This is a genomic window from Aliikangiella coralliicola (assembly GCF_007004725.1).
Lineage (GTDB): Bacteria > Pseudomonadota > Gammaproteobacteria > Enterobacterales > Kangiellaceae > Aliikangiella > Aliikangiella coralliicola.
On sequence record NZ_ML660162.1, the window covers coordinates 222334 to 237282 of the forward strand.

At 40.1% G+C, this 14949-nt stretch carries 20 protein-coding genes; 2 read left to right on the forward strand and 18 right to left on the reverse strand.

What is annotated here, in order from left to right; translation table 11 throughout:
* Positions 1–62: 62 nt before the first annotated feature.
* The 14 genes from FLL46_RS07100 to atpE all read right to left on the reverse strand — a co-directional run bounded on the left by FLL46_RS07100 (position 63) and on the right by atpE (position 8092).
* Positions 63–503 carry a hypothetical protein gene (locus tag FLL46_RS07100; RefSeq protein ID WP_142892797.1) on the reverse strand — a complete coding sequence of 147 codons (441 nt, stop codon included), beginning with the start codon at positions 501–503 and terminating at the stop codon, positions 63–65.
* Between the two features lie 74 nt (positions 504–577).
* Positions 578–997, reverse strand: a complete 420-nt coding sequence (locus FLL46_RS07105) for a hypothetical protein (protein ID WP_142892798.1) — start codon at positions 995–997, stop codon at positions 578–580.
* 41 nt (positions 998–1038) lie between these two features.
* Positions 1039–1377, reverse strand: coding sequence for a hypothetical protein (locus FLL46_RS07110; RefSeq protein ID WP_142892799.1), 339 nt, complete (start codon positions 1375–1377; stop codon positions 1039–1041).
* A gap of 88 nt (positions 1378–1465) precedes the next feature.
* Positions 1466–1699 (reverse strand): hypothetical protein, encoded by a 234-nt coding sequence (locus FLL46_RS07115; protein ID WP_142892800.1) that lies wholly within the window; start codon positions 1697–1699, stop codon positions 1466–1468.
* A 102-nt stretch (positions 1700–1801) separates the two neighbouring features.
* Positions 1802–2122, reverse strand: coding sequence for a hypothetical protein (locus FLL46_RS07120; protein ID WP_142892801.1), 321 nt, complete (start codon positions 2120–2122; stop codon positions 1802–1804).
* Between the two features lie 83 nt (positions 2123–2205).
* Positions 2206–2595 (reverse strand): ankyrin repeat domain-containing protein, encoded by a 390-nt coding sequence (locus FLL46_RS07125; protein ID WP_142892802.1) that lies wholly within the window; start codon positions 2593–2595, stop codon positions 2206–2208.
* Between the two features lie 67 nt (positions 2596–2662).
* Positions 2663–2995 carry a hypothetical protein gene (locus FLL46_RS07130; RefSeq protein WP_142892803.1) on the reverse strand — a complete coding sequence of 111 codons (333 nt, stop codon included), beginning with the start codon at positions 2993–2995 and terminating at the stop codon, positions 2663–2665.
* A 556-nt stretch (positions 2996–3551) separates the two neighbouring features.
* A complete protein-coding gene (locus FLL46_RS07135) occupies positions 3552–3992 on the reverse strand; it encodes a hypothetical protein (RefSeq protein WP_142892804.1) in 441 nt (146 codons plus the stop codon).
* A 54-nt stretch (positions 3993–4046) separates the two neighbouring features.
* The gene (locus FLL46_RS07140) at positions 4047–4391 is read right to left on the reverse strand and encodes a hypothetical protein (RefSeq protein ID WP_142892805.1); all 345 of its coding nucleotides are present in this window, start codon (positions 4389–4391) and stop codon (positions 4047–4049) included.
* A 103-nt stretch (positions 4392–4494) separates the two neighbouring features.
* Positions 4495–5670: a sensor histidine kinase gene (locus FLL46_RS07145; RefSeq protein WP_168204080.1), complete on the reverse strand. Its 1176-nt coding sequence runs from the start codon at positions 5668–5670 to the stop codon at positions 4495–4497.
* 364 nt (positions 5671–6034) lie between these two features.
* Positions 6035–6409 carry a putative zinc-binding protein gene (locus FLL46_RS07150; RefSeq protein WP_210418618.1) on the reverse strand — a complete coding sequence of 125 codons (375 nt, stop codon included), beginning with the start codon at positions 6407–6409 and terminating at the stop codon, positions 6035–6037.
* Positions 6410–6488: 79 nt separating this feature from the next.
* A complete protein-coding gene (locus FLL46_RS07155) occupies positions 6489–6932 on the reverse strand; it encodes a copper resistance protein CopD (RefSeq protein ID WP_142892808.1) in 444 nt (147 codons plus the stop codon).
* Between the two features lie 106 nt (positions 6933–7038).
* Complete coding sequence (locus tag FLL46_RS27320; protein WP_210418619.1) at positions 7039–7566, reverse strand: hypothetical protein; 528 nt, start codon at positions 7564–7566, stop codon at positions 7039–7041.
* Positions 7567–7774: 208 nt separating this feature from the next.
* Positions 7775–8092, reverse strand: coding sequence for a F0F1 ATP synthase subunit C (atpE, locus tag FLL46_RS07165; protein ID WP_425456719.1), 318 nt, complete (start codon positions 8090–8092; stop codon positions 7775–7777).
* A 93-nt stretch (positions 8093–8185) separates the two neighbouring features.
* Between atpE and FLL46_RS07170 the strand changes: the two genes are divergently transcribed.
* On the forward strand, positions 8186–9106 hold the full coding sequence (locus FLL46_RS07170; RefSeq protein ID WP_142892809.1) for a LysR family transcriptional regulator: 921 nt from the start codon (positions 8186–8188) through the stop codon (positions 9104–9106).
* A 37-nt stretch (positions 9107–9143) separates the two neighbouring features.
* Here the strand turns inward: FLL46_RS07170 and FLL46_RS07175 are convergent, their stop codons facing one another.
* The 4 genes from FLL46_RS07175 to FLL46_RS07190 all read right to left on the reverse strand — a co-directional run bounded on the left by FLL46_RS07175 (position 9144) and on the right by FLL46_RS07190 (position 14005).
* Positions 9144–10316: a hypothetical protein gene (locus FLL46_RS07175; protein WP_142892810.1), complete on the reverse strand. Its 1173-nt coding sequence runs from the start codon at positions 10314–10316 to the stop codon at positions 9144–9146.
* The gene (locus FLL46_RS07180; protein ID WP_168204081.1) at positions 10313–13144 is read right to left on the reverse strand and encodes a DEAD/DEAH box helicase; all 2832 of its coding nucleotides are present in this window, start codon (positions 13142–13144) and stop codon (positions 10313–10315) included. Before FLL46_RS07180 ends, FLL46_RS07175 begins: the two co-directional genes overlap by 4 nt.
* Before the next feature lie 284 nt (positions 13145–13428).
* Positions 13429–13749 (reverse strand): type II toxin-antitoxin system RelE/ParE family toxin, encoded by a 321-nt coding sequence (locus FLL46_RS27945; protein ID WP_142893184.1) that lies wholly within the window; start codon positions 13747–13749, stop codon positions 13429–13431.
* Complete coding sequence (locus tag FLL46_RS07190; protein ID WP_142892812.1) at positions 13745–14005, reverse strand: type II toxin-antitoxin system ParD family antitoxin; 261 nt, start codon at positions 14003–14005, stop codon at positions 13745–13747. The genes FLL46_RS27945 and FLL46_RS07190 overlap by 5 nt, the downstream gene beginning before the upstream one ends.
* A 251-nt stretch (positions 14006–14256) precedes the next feature.
* On the opposite strand from FLL46_RS07190, the gene FLL46_RS07195 reads away from it, so the two are divergent.
* Entirely contained in the window at positions 14257–14844 is a 588-nt protein-coding gene (locus FLL46_RS07195) for a hypothetical protein (protein WP_142892813.1), read from the forward strand.
* Positions 14845–14949: the final 105 nt, after the last annotated feature.

Consider the following 14949-nt stretch of genomic DNA (forward strand, 5'->3'; position numbering starts at 1 on the left):
ATTCCTAATGCTTATTTAAATTGTGAGGCAGCTTTTTAGTTGAATCCATTTTCTAACTCTTATTAAGTAACGGTTTTAGTGATGCTCGGCTCTTCTCGCGTAACAACATGAAACCAATCTTCCCCAGTCCTTACTTCAAAGTGCAATAAATCCCCGGGAGTAATGTCCATAATCAATGTCTCAGATTTAATATAACTTAGTAATGAAGAGGATTTGTATTGTCCAATTACTCCTTCATCTCGAAACTCATCATCTTGGCCTTTGTTTGCGCATTCATCAAATACCTGCATAAAAACAACATCGTCAAAGTAAACCCTATAGTGAGGACCTTTAGGTTCAACTCGATACGCCCCTTTGATTATGCTTCCTTCTCCAAGATCAATATCTTCTTTTTCTTTTGAAGGAATATCGCCAATCAATTCGATCGCTAAAGTATTATCTTGATAGATACAAGAATCGATCAACCACCTATCATAAGTTTGAGAGTCTAAGTCTGATTTCATTTAGTTGATTAGCGCCTAAACAAGTTGAGCTGCGCTTTTTTAGGGCTTCAATCTTCGTTGCCTTGTTACGTATTCTAGCAAAAATTGCTAAAGCCATAGCTAAATTCAAAGTCGAATTTCGACTTATCCAATATATCTTTTAATTCCGATGTCACGAACAGATATTCATAATTAAATAGCAAAAACTGCTTTCCTGAAGTATCAACATCATTAAATTCAGTAGTATGAAAATGGTGATTAACTATCATTTGTTCATAGCTAGAATTTTCAGATTCATCAGTTCTATCATAGATGATTACAGGCTTAAAACTAATCCTATCGATATCCAATGACTTAAGATATTCTGCTATTTCCTTTTTAATAAGAATGTACTTCACACCAACTAGAACAGGTTCAAGTGATCCGTTTGTTATTTTTTGATACCGACCATCCTTTAATGGGAACAGCTTTGCGCCACAAGCTTCACTGCTAATTTCTAAGTGATATATGCTCATCTATTCTTTCCCCATTTATTCCCGATCGGATACGTTTTAGTTTATAGCTCAATAACAACATCACCTTCACCTAGTCGAACATTTCCAAGCCGCTTACCTTCTATATTCACTTCGGTCCAATATTTGTTATCGTCTGTTTCTAGGTCTTCAATAATTCGATAATCACTACTCGGTGAATCACATACCTTTCTTGGTAACTTTGTAAAAATAGAACCTGCACCAACACCGTTTTCATCACATTTCTTGAGCAGTCGAATAGAATGTTCCGCCAAGTTCTTTTTACCGATAAGTTCAGCCTTTTCCTCTAAGTTCTCGCAAACTTTAATTTTTGATAGGAGCTTTCCAACCTCCTTCTCAAGCAATTCGTAGATAAATTCCATAATTCTCCCTAATAAAAGTAACACTCATTTGAAACGCGCATTTTTCGTGTCGGCCTTCTTCCAATGCCTTGCTATCTCTGTCCAACGCTTAGTTGTCCTCAATATAGAAAGTAGGATTACTATCCCAACCATCCCAAAACATTGCCAATCGTTCACACGACGGACATTTAAAGAATTCCTTCATCTCTTTATAAAGTTCCTCAACATCAGCTTTATCTTCATACCTATCGAGTTCAACATCAGACATGAAGTTCCATTGATGGTCACATGGAATTCTGCCAACTGAAACTCTAGTTCTGCATTTACACATATACGCAGGCATTCAAGATCCTTTATAGCTATAACACCTAAAACAAGGAAAACAGCGCTATTCACTGCTTAAACCTTCGTTGTCTTGTTAAACGCCTCATTATCTAATAATTAATCACTCAAAGTAATCTATTATCGAGGCATCAATATATTCTAACCAGCGCTCAACATCTTGAAGATAATACTTATAATTCCTGTCACCGCACTGAATATACTCTTCACCTGAGTTGATAAAATTTCTCAAATTTTTCGCTAAAAGTTCAACACTTTCAAATTTATTAGAGAGCGAATCCTGAGTAACCCCCTCCACATCTTCTCCATGATTCTTAAAGTAAATCTCATGAATTCCAAAAAGCTCTGTTCCATTAGGCGCGGTATGCCTCACCACTCTCGGCTGCCAATATTTTTCAGGGATACTACTCATTTCTTCGTGCATTTAACGCCTAGTTAAAAAATTCAAGCGTTGTCTTAGTTTGTGTGTTGTTTACGCTAAATTCCAGCACATTGTTAACTACCACTCTAACCATGTGTTTTCATCCTTAAATAATCTACTAGCTCTTGATTCTTAGAGTTTAACGCAGCATTGAATGGCAAATAACCTCCATTCATTGGTATTTTAGGATTAGCATTCCACTCAATAAGTACTTTGCATTTTTCTAAACTTCCTAAAGTTGCTGCTTTGTGTAATGCTGTATTGCCCTTTGAATCTTGGTTATTGGGATTTGAACCCGCAGCAAGTAACAGAGTAACTATTTCTTCGTTACTTTTCTCAATGGCGAGATGAAGCATGGGTGAGTTAAAACTATCACACTTCGCATCTTTCATTTCTGGATGTTTCTCCAAAATCGACTGCACTTTTTCTGAATTGTGGCAAACAATTGAATTAACAAGTTGTTCTTTGATGCTCATATTCGGTTAATGCTCAATTGAAACGCACGTTTTTTGCGTCATTTATTCGAAATACATGGTTATATTTTTACTTCTTGATGCGTATTTCTGTTACTTTACACTGAGCGTTTGTTAGATAAAGTGCAACCTTTTTACCACTCATCATGGCAGCCAGTAAATTCGACTGAATTCTATCAATTCCAGGATGTTCGGGATAAATAGAAGCATAAGAAGCCCCATAACCACTTTGAGAAACGCAATTTTGCAAAAGAGGAGACAATTTAACGTTTATTCCTCCGTTTGCGGTAACTACCAAGTCTGTAACTTCAGATTCTTGAGTCCAACCTGGTCCATCTGCCCAAGCAGTTAATGCTCCAAATGCAAAAAAGCCGATTACAGTATTCTTGATAACTCTATTCATAAAAACTCCTAAATTTTAAATATAATGCTTAAGTCATAATTTCAGGCGAGCTTATGGCCTGAATATATTGTAATTTCGTGTTAGGCATTAATATGCCCTCACTTGGTGTGAGATCTTTCCTTCTCGAATAGATTCGTATAAGAGCCATCCGCGCTCTACTGTTCGGGCGGTACTAACTAATTCTTCACAATTGTCATATGATGCAGCTACAGTGTACTGAAACTTTTCGTCAGAAAACGTGCTCGGAAAAAGATGTATAATCGTGTCCGTATTCGATGCCATTCCAGAGTGCTCTGTACTAACTTGACTGCCTGAAATTAAAATTGTTTTATCTTCCATTCGGATAGTATATCTCGGGTTCTCGCACTCTTGGTGGTCGATAATTCTCACTGAAAAAAAATGATCTTCAAAAAAATATATTGCTGAAGTTACGATGCAACCTATAGTGAAACCTATTATAACTGGTATTAAATATTTCATGATCTTTAATTCGTATGCCTAACGCTTGTTAAAATTATGAAGTTGCTTTTTAGCTGAATCCATTTTCTAACTCTTATTAAGTAACGGTTTTAGTGATACTCGGCTCTTCTCGCGTAACAACATGAAACCAATCTTCCCCAGTCCTTACTTCAAAGTGCAATAATTCCCCGGGAGTAATGTCCATAATCAATGTCTCAGATTTAATATAACTTAGTAATGAAGAGGATTTGTATTGTCCAATTACTCCTTCGTCTCGAAACTCATCATCTTGGCCTTTGTTTGCGCACTCATCAAATACTTGTATAAAAACAACATCGTCAAAGTAAACTCTATAGCGAGGACCTTTAGGTTCAACTCGATATACCCCTTTGATTATGTTTCCTTCTCCAAGATCAATATCTTCTTTTTCTTTTGAGAGAATACCGCCAACCAATTCGATCGCCAAAGTATTATCTTGATAGATACAAGAATCGATCAACCACCTATCATAAGTTTGAGAGTCTAAGTCTGATTTCATTTAGTTATTTAACGCGCAGCGCTGTTTTTAGTCTGTTGCCGGGTCTGGTTAAGACTAATCATAATAAAAGGCATCTTCTACGATAAATCTGCAAAATTTCTCCACCGCATAGAGTGACTTGATTTCTTGCTCTCCACGAGCTTCAATTGCATTCAACGCTCGCTTTTTTAGCAAATACCCATAAATGAATTTTTGATGGTTCAGAGGTTGAAACCATTCGAACTTCCCGCTTTCGATTAGCTCTCCGATTGTTTTATGAGAGTTTAGTGCGTTTTCCTTAGTAAAGTCTGCTTCGTTTATTTGCATATCCGGCTCGATCTTTTTTTCCCAGTCACCGCAAATCTCTGTAGCATCTACCGCCAAAGGCAGAAATAGGAGTATTAACGAAATTTTCTTCATAGTAGTCTTAACGCTTGTTTAAATTGTGAGGCTGTATTTTAGCCGAATCCATTTTCTAACTCTTGTGACAGCTTTTGGTAGACTGTCTGGTAATTTTGATATGTTATCTTAAATCAGGGAGCAATACTCTGAACAAGCTGCCCTCACCAAATTTGCTTTCGAGTGAAATTTTTCCGCCAAGGAATGTTACCAATTTTTTAACTATTGGCAACCCCAGTCCAGTACTATCGACTTCTTTATTCATTACACCATGAACTCTTTTATACTCGTCAAAAACAGCTTCAAAATTTTCTTCCTTAATTCCAATCCCTGTATCCTGAACTAATAGTTCGATCTCTCCTTTTAAATTTTGAAAAAGCTTTATGGTCACCTCTCCTTCTTCTGTATATTTAATTCCATTGCTCACTAAATTGACAATGATTTCACGGATACGAGCTTTGTCTGATGTAAACTTGATTGGAGATTCGAAACTGTGTTTAAACTCAATTTCAATTCCTTGTTCCGTGCTCATGGGTTGCATAGATTTAACGACATTATCCACCAGAAGAACTATATCAAATTCAGAGACATCTAGTTCGAGTTGCCCTGACTCTAAATACGATAGGTCAAGAAGTTCATTCACAAGGTATTCCAACCTATCACAGCCGTCTTTAAATCTTTGCGAAATCTCATTTGCCTTCTGCAGATCTCCTTTTTCATAGAAAGTTTTCATTAAGTTGCCAAACCCGACAACAGAGTTCAATGGGTTCTTTAGTTCATGCGCGATATGACTTAAGTGATTAACTTTTCTCATATTTTGCAACCCATATAGGCTTAGTGCTTCATAAGCAGCAGAGGAGTTTTGCTGTAAGAGAGGGAATTCGGCCTCGCACCTTAGTTCTCCAATATGGTTTTCGTCAATTAAATGGGTTAAGCCAGTAATATCGACTATCTGAGCATAATAAAAAGCAGGTACATTATTTACATCTCGCACAATCGTTACCTGGAGTAAAACATGTTTGGTTTTACCGCTTTTAGTTCTATAGCGTTTTGATAGTTGGTAGAAAGGTATTTCACCACTACGCAACTTTTTGTCTAATGTAACATTGCTAGTAACATCATCCGGGTGAGTGATGTCCTGAAAGCTCATTTTTAACAGTTCTTCTTCTGAATATTCGCAAATTTCACAAAACTGCTGATTAGCCTGTAGGTAGTCGCCATTAAGGTTATTAATGGTTACTCCATATGGCATTCTCTTTGAAAATTTCTCAAGGGAGCTTAAGGCTTGAGCAGGATTCATAGGGTACACCATTAGCGTTTTTTTAATCTGTAAAGTTTAGTATAGACAACACAGCGATTACACATTCTTAAATTAGTCGAGATTTACTACTCTCTCGATACCATAATAGGCATGGTCGCATCCGATGCGAATGGCCCTATGGCAATATCATTTAGTAAAAGCGCAATTATTGAATATAGTATCAGGTTTATTCCCCCCTAAATAAAAGGGCAATTTATCCCCAAATGATATATTACATTAGTTGAATTCAACTACAGCTAATAATGAGTCAGCTTTATTGACAAATGCTGGCTTAATAGGCGAGGGAATTAAATCTTACAGGTATGTTTTTAGTGATTATTAGACATTTATTAAGATCTACCGCTCATAAACTATTCTTAATATCACCAACCACCCTTCTCTTAACCTCCACCACATCCTCAGCCAAAAAATCACAACGATACCGCTTCTTAATCCCAAACTCCGTCAACGTAAAATGATAAGTCGACTCAACCCCATGATTTGCCAGACAACTCTTCACACAATGCAATTGGCAACCATCCAACGCAATAATCTCGCGTCCAGACTTTGCCTTTTTAACCAAAGACTTCACACCACCACCCACACCCGCAATACACGACATCTCAGCAATATTTTCACGATCTAATTCCACCGCAACCTGATTGGCCAACTGCGCAATGTTAGAACATCCCGAACATGAATAAACCAGGGGCAACTCACTACTACTTTTTTCCGCCACAATAAAGCACCTATAAAAAACTCGCGAATCAACGCGAGTTAAATCAATTTCTCACCAAAACATCCAGCCACAAACTAAACTACCACAGCCACCCAGTCCGAAAAGAAACACCGACAACCACAAACATAATTGAAAAACACGTTACCGGAATAATATGCCAGGCCATTACCACCAAATTTCTTTCTGACAGATTTGGAATAATCCGCAGCTTTGCATCAATGGCAAAACCCACAGTCAAAGTAAGCAAAATCAGTTTTAATGCAATACCATGAGACACCGGATCAGCCAGGTTAAACCACTGACTCACATCGGGAATTAAACGGTGGGCTAAAGCAAGACCAGTCACCACTTGCAAAACAAGCGCAGGCAAACCAATTTTTTCATAAACCGATTCAAAATCGAGTAACTGCCTGGTCGCCCCTTCTCGCAACACCTTTGGCAGCACAACCAACGAAAGCACGATATGACCGCCCGTCCAAATTGTGGCGGCAAGAATGTGAATTAATAAAAGCGTTCCATACATGATTTTCTACCAGCGAGAAATCGACCAATCTATATCGACAATTTACCGATGCAGCCAGTATTAAAATTGATCACGATCAAGTGAACGCCATTGCATAAGCAAATGATTAAGTTATTTCATTCACATAATAATCTTGCTTATGGCCCCGACGCTCAAACAGCGTTCGCACTGCCCTTGCACAGTGTTCTTCCTGGAAAACATACATCTCAATTTCGTTGCCGTTATCATCTAACCTTGTGAGTCGCCATTTTCCTGGTCCAAGGTTTTTATTAACAGCATTTAGCGACGACGGCTCAACCTGGAGCACATGACAAATCAGATCAAGCGCCAGCTTAGTATCAGCACAATAACTCAAAACTCTCACCGAAACTTTTAACGCATCTTTGCTGGAATTATCCGAATCATCATCAGAACCAACTAATCCTGACTCATTTACCGCAGCAAAAAGCCAAAATTTAGTATTTTCAATCTGAATAACTGAGGCAGAAGTTAAACCTAGTCCCTCTTCTTCATATTGAAAAAATTCAATGCCAAATCGTTCCGCGATATCCTGAGGGTATAGATTAAAAGTACACAGATAGAATGAGAATCCTACGTCTTGCCAGTCGTTACTTGAGAGTTGTTTTATTGTCATCGTTTTTTACAGGATAGGTGTTCCTGATTGGTAAGAGCTTAAATCCCTTCTAACTCCCCTTTTCAAAGGGGAGGATCTGAACTTCCCCCCTCAACCTCTCCTTTTAAAAAGTGAGAGCCTTAGTTTCCCCCTTTTGAAAAGGGGGATTGAGGGGGATTTATCATTGATCACAAAGTCTACTATTTAGCTTCCTAAAGTGGCGTTCAATCTACGTCGACGGCGCCATCGGGTTAACAAATAATATTAGCAGACCAATACCGATTGAAATAATCGGCAAGCTATCAAGAAATCCCGCAATAACCATGGTTCTCACCTGTAAATCTTTAGCGAGTTCAGGTTGGCGGGCAGCCCCTTCGATATACTTTGCGGCCACATTGCCGATACCCAAACCCGAGCCGATTGCACCGCCCGCGATTACAATCGCCGCAGCAATGATACTGGCCGCATTAAATAGTTCGTTCTCGTTCATCATCTTTCCCTCTTTGGTTGGCTGGCGTGAAAAGAAAGTCACGTTAAAAGCATACATTGTTCTCCATCTGATGATAATATAGCTAACTGTGATAACTCTGTTTTCATATAAAAACAATCAAACCATCGAAAACCTTTCAAGAAGGACAAAATGATAAGTCGTTGGCAAGGTATTGAAGAATTTGTTCAAGTCGTAAAATGTGGCTCATTTTCAGCGGCCGCCAGAACCCTCGGCATCTCTAAAAGCCACGTCAGCCAGCAGATAAGCAAACTCGAAGACAGACTCGCGAGTCGCCTACTCCACCGCACCACGCGCAAACTGACCTTAACTGAAACCGGTGAATATTATTATCATCGTTGCCAGCAGATCCTCGAAGATTTGGAAAATACAGAGCATTCGGTCAATCAACTTCAGGAAGAGGTTCAGGGTTTATTACGAATTAGCTCCCCTCATTTGCTGGGTGAATCACATTTGGTTCCAGCCATTGCAGAGTTTTTGTCAGAGCACCCCAAACTCGATATCGAACTCGATTTTAGTAGCAAGAAAATCGACTTAATTGCAGAATATTACGATCTCGCCCTACAGGTTGGTAAAAGAAAAGACGTTAATGTCGTCAATCTCCCCTTGGCCACAACCCGTTTTTTTATCGTTGCGAGTCCCGGTTATCTAGCAAACACGAATGAATTGATCGAGCCCGCAAACATCCAGAATCATAATTGCCTGCTGTTTATGGACAGAGGTGTCAGCAAACCCTGGTTACTGAAAAAACAAGAAGATGATACGCCGCTGCCAATCAAAGTTATGAGTCACTGGCGCAGCAATAGTGGACCAGCCCTTCGTGCCGCCGCCAAAAAAGGCCTGGGGCTCGCCTATTTACCCGATTACTATTTAAAGCAGGATATCGAAGAAGGTTCGTTAAAAATTCTGTTGCCGGAATGGAGTTTTAATCAACGGGAAATTGTTGCAATCTATCCGCACAAAAATCATTTATCTGCAAAAACACGGCTTTTCTCGCAATTTTTAAAAGCATTTTTTGAACGAAAAGAGCAGCAGTTTTCGTTGTCTGTTTAACTCCCTGTCATCTTAAGCACTCGCCCCAGCACTAAAACTAACTATCCAGATAAACATACAAAAGATCTTTGCTCAGCTCTAACATCGCTTTTCGCGCTGGAATTTCATCTTCTTGATTCAGCTTCAACTTTATCAAGTCAGTCATGGCATTAGTGACCGGGTTCATCATTGGCGGAAAGTTATCTAACTGATGGATCAACGCGGGCTTCTTGATCATTAAGTACGCGGGAAAATGCTCTCTTGGCCAAGCATCGTTTTCTTCCCAGAAGTCTTGCCATTGTCTGTGAATATCATAAGACTTCAAGTCATCAAGTAAATCTTCGGCGTAATCGCCATCGGCTTCCATTAACAAACAAATCACGATCATCGCATTATCATCTTGATGGAGCGCCAGATAACTGCGTGCTAACCGTTCGAGTAAAATGGGTTGCTGATAAAGATTAGTGTCGGCCAATAAACCGGTGACCGCGCTTCGATAATCAGGAATTTCTAATAAAGCGAAGCTCGCATGTAATTCAGGTTGGGCTGGGTCGAAGTTTACATTCACCATATTATTCGCTAAACGGCGCCAGGCGAATGAAAGATAATCTCTGGTTGACTGTCCCAGTACCTCTACCGCAAGTGGCATCACTTCTGTTTTTAACCCAGTTAACTCCGCCGCTAGCATCTCCGAATCAATTTGTTCATTAGCCTGCATATGTAAACCATAATTAATTAAATCCTGGTAACCCCCAAGCCGTGGGCATTCAGCATTCAGTTCGGAAAGTTTTTTCAAGATATTTTGCGCCAGAGAAAACTGCCGCGCTTCGAGGTATTGCAACAATTCGTGTTCGACTAACTGCGCCGTGTTATCCATAAATAAATCAAGCTGAGGTTGGTCTTGTGGTCTTAACCAACATTGAGTTAGCTGACTGTTTTGTTGAGAATTATGACTGGCAGATAAAATTTTTCGTTTCTCATTAGTCCAGCTAAAATATTCTTGAGGTTCCGAGACCAGACCTAAACTGCGGCAGTGTCGCTCGGTATCCGCTAATAAATTTCTTAGGGCTTCTTGGTTGAGTTGAATAGCATCAATGAGCAATTCATTTTTTTCATATCGCCAGGCTTCATATTCCGAGTAATCAATAAAATTATCCGTTAACAACCAATCAATCAGACAAAATCGACTTTGCTGGCTGAGCTGTTGATCGATAGTCGCGATAGTTATCATGTTGTCTTTATCTCCTGTTTCCAAAGACTCATCAAATCTTCTAATTTTAATGCGAATTGTTCACCGCTTAATTGAGCTTGATGATTAATATGTTGGCTAATTTGCGCCTTATATTTTTGCAGCTGGGCAATTTTTTCTTCGATGGTATTTTCTGTTATCAGCTTATAGACAAAAACCGGTTTGTCCTGCCCGATACGATGAGCACGGTCGGTCGCTTGTTGTTCTGCGGCAAGATTCCACCAGGGGTCGTAATGAATGACGGTGTCAGCCCGGGTGAGGTTAAGCCCGACACCACCGGCTTTAAGACTGATCAAAAATACCGGCGCTTCTCCACGCTGAAAAGCCTCGACAATTTTCTGCCGGTTTTGCGATTGACCGGTCAGTTTCAAATAGTCGATATTCAGCTTATCCAGATCTTCGCCTAACAGATCTAACATGCTGGTAAATTGCGAAAAGACCAAAATCGCACGCCCCTCGGCAACTAACTCTTCCAACATATCGATACAATGTTCTCGCTTCGAAGAACTGATTTCCGGCTCTCCCACAAGTGCTGGGTCACAGCAGACCTGTCTTAATTTTAGTAATGCAGTGAGCAATAAAATTTGCTTTTGTCCGCCATGAGTAGTTTCTTCCAGCTGTTGCTCTATTTCGGACTGCCCAAATTCTTTTTGTTGTTCATAGAAAAATTGTTGATCGTCATTCAGTTGAATATGCTGATAAATTTCTGTCTTTGCCGGTAAATCGGTTGCGACCTGCTCTTTAGTTCGACGTAGCATAAAAGGTGCGATTCGTTGCTGAAGTTGCGCCATGCGTTTTTGATCGGCGTCTTTTTCAATCGGTTTTCGATAATAATGTTTAAATTCTTTTTGACTGCCCAAACATCCCGGCATTAAAAATTCTAACACCGACCAAAGCTCGCCCAGATGATTCTCTACCGGTGTACCTGAAAGACATAACCGATTATCACTTTGTAATTGTTTCAACGCCTGACTGATTTGTGTTCGAGGATTTTTAATCTGTTGCGCTTCATCAAGCACAATCCAGCTGAAGTCCTGTTGCAGCCAACGCTCAAGATCTTTAACCACCAGTTGATAGCTGGTAATTAAAACATCGAAATCTTTAATTTTTTTCCATTGCTGGTGTCGTTTTGCGCCATGGATAACCATGTGAGAAAGATTAGGCGTAAACTTCTTAATTTCCGCCCGCCAGTTGTGCAACAGGCTGGTCGGGGCGACAATCAATGCCGGCTTGGTGAGTTGATTTTGTTGCTGTTCGAGATTGAGATGAACTAAAGTCTGCAGCGTTTTTCCCAGCCCCATATCGTCTGCTAATAACCCACTTACGCCGTGCCGTTTTAAATGTTGAAACCAACAGATCCCCAACCATTGATATGGGCGTAGCGTGGCATTAACGCCCTTTTGAATTTTCTCTAACAACCGGGGCGTTTGATAAAGACTTTTTGCCAGGTCAAGATATTCTAGTCCGGATTTCCATTGCGTTTTTTCCGGCAGCTGTTGGTCAAAAGACTCTAGTCGATTAAGTTGATTTTTCGGTAATTGCAAAGTGCCGCTTTGCTGACCTAACAAGTCGCCGAGTTCGTCCATGATTCCATTCACTTGTTCCGCCGGTAGCAGTAGCATTCTTCCATCTGATAATGTCAGAATACTTTGGTGGCGATTGAATTCCTGCAGTTGATCCAGCAACGCGAATAGATTCAGCGTATCTTGTTCAACGCCGAGTAATAACTCCAACTCAAAATGACTGGCACCGGATTCTCGCGCCATCACTTGCCAGTCGTTCGCAATCACATAATGATGCTTGAAACCTTTTTCAACCAAAAACTGAAATCCGGCGTTGATTAACGCTTCTCTAGCCTCAGTTAATAGATGCCGCCAGACTTCACTTGTATCCGTTTTCCAAACACCGGGACGAATATTTTCCAACGCCGACATTGTGTTTGAGAGTTGCTTTAAATACTTGTCTTCTTGCTCTCGGTTTCTACGAAAACGCCTCACATTTTTGCCATTCCAGTAATCGAGTGCATAATCATCGGCGTCATAACCAATCCATTGGCAAAAGTTGTCGCCTTCATATCGAAACGCTAACGAAACTTGCTCTTCTCTGGTTGGCGATAGTTGTTGATTCTTGACCGACTGAAACAATAAAACAGGAGAAATTTCTGCAGGACATTCAGTGATAGGCAACAGCGTCGGTAACGGAAGTGCCAATTTATCCCATTGAGATTGATGATCAGCGAGAAATTTTTCAACTTCAGCTGCAGGGATTTTTTGGCAAATATGATTTAGCAGTTTTATCGCTTCCGGGCGATATGGGTGGCTCGTCAAGTGAAGCCTGTTACTAGATTCTGAATAGGCGATTGCCGCAGTCAATGATCGGTCAACACTTAATAGCATCATCGCAGTTTCGCAGGGAGATACCTGCTGCCAACTCAATTGGTAATGCCCGTCAGACTTTAATATCCAGTTTAACTGAACCGAAATATTCTCACCACAAACTAGCTTTTGCCAACTCCCATCGGACAAACGAATAAAACAACGCCCTGTGGCTAATATTTCGGTCAACAACGGCTCATAACAAGTAAGCGGCAAATATCCCTCGTCGGTTTGATGCCATAGCGGATCAGCTTCAACCAGTTGCTTGAGTATTGTTAGATCTGATTGCGCAATAAATGGCGGTGGATGTTGGAGATGTTCTCGTTGAATGACATAGTTCTTGCCTGCTTCAACCAGTTGTCCCTGGCGTAGTTCAGCTAAGCCCAAACTAAGCGATAGTGAGTCAAATTGGACCGCTTCAAAGCGATAGCACACCGTTAACCCTTGATTAGCTTCAGGATTTTTTTGTCGCAGTTGTGCCAGGAAACTCATGTTCAGTGAAGATAATTATCGTTAATGAATGGATTGGTTTTTGGATTTCTTTAAGGCGGCCCATTTTACCCGAATGCTTTCCCGAGACCACAACATTTTTCTCAAATGATTGACCCCAAATATAATTCGGCATCAAATCTTCCGGGGATAGAGAGGCCTGGAATTCTAAATGACCATAAACTGAACAAGTGGTACGAAAATCATAATCGCACTTTCAAAGACATACTCTATGAATAAGTAGTAGGAAAATCTTGGGAAGCTATATCCTGATGACCGTCCAGAATGCGAACAACAACCATTTGGTTATCAATGCTCCAAAAGTAAAAACAGCGATTGCGATAAGGGAAGCCTCGAAAATTTTTTCGGACATGATCGCGGGATGGACCAGTCACTCCATTCTCCGCCAAGCTGAAAAGCTTGTTGACTAACTCCAACATGAAATCACTGGCGGCTTTTGGGTTATCCTTTGCAATGAATTTTCCAATAGCGCGCAGATCGGACTTCGCAGTATCAGTGAGGACAAGTTCTAATTTTTGAATGGGTCTAATCCTTCATAATATCCTTAAAAAGCTTATCCGCACTCTGATAAACAGTTACACGACCCGCTTCGATGTCAGCCACGCCTTCCTCGACCCTTGCACGCAGACGGTTTAGCTTTTGCGCGTGTTCATAATCTTCCAACAACCGCAAACCAGCTCTAACAACTTCAGTTCGATTACCAAATCGACCATTTTCAACCATATCATCGATAAAACCACGCTCATGCTCACCTAATGAAAATGTCTGATTCTGATTTTCAGCCATATTCCTAGCCCTCGGCGAAATTTAATATTATTACAATACTATATATTATTCCATTTTCAAACCAGAAGTTATCTCAATTGACTCTACTTTATGAAGAGTTTTATACGATTAAGACTTTTCTGGATTTTTTGTCGCCGAATCACTAACGCTGATTCAACATAAACTGGAGTTTCCCACAAGATGACCCATATGCTTTTATCGATTAAGATGTATCGTGTGGAAATTAACTAAAACGAACAGGAATGTGCAAAATGACAAGTGATGTATACAAAGCCCCCGAATCAGAAATCATCATCAACCAGGAAAGCGAAGCAGAATTTTATATCGTATCACCTAAGAAATTTCTGATACTTTTTATTGCGACAATAGGGCTATATTCTGTTTACTGGTTTTATAAGCATTGGAGCCAGTACAAACTGCATAACAATGAAAATATGTGGCCAGTAATGCGAGGTATATTCTCGATATTTTTCGCCCATTCCTTATATGAATCAATCGATCGAAAAATAAGAGATAAGAAGCTCGATTACCTGTGGTCACCCTCAATTGTTGCGACCGTGTATGTGCTGTTTTCTGTGGTTCAGAATGTTAGTAACCAGCTCTCTACTAGAGACATTGGCGTACCGATCAGTGATTTGACCAGCATTGTCTTTTTTCCGCTCATTGTGTGGAGTGTTTACAAAGCACAATTAGCAGCTAATATTGCCTGCGGTATTCCTGACGGTAATATCAACAACGACATTACACCAGCGAATATTTTCTGGATTGTGATTGGCGCTATTCTCTGGTTACTAAACGGACTTGCATTATTTTTTGTCGTTACTGGGCAAACAATCTAGATAGCTTTTCTTAATTAGCATCTACTTTGACAAACTTTAAAATCGCCCCTCTCCCCACCCCTCTCCCATAGGAGAGGGAGCTAGACTCCCTCCCCTTGGAAGGGG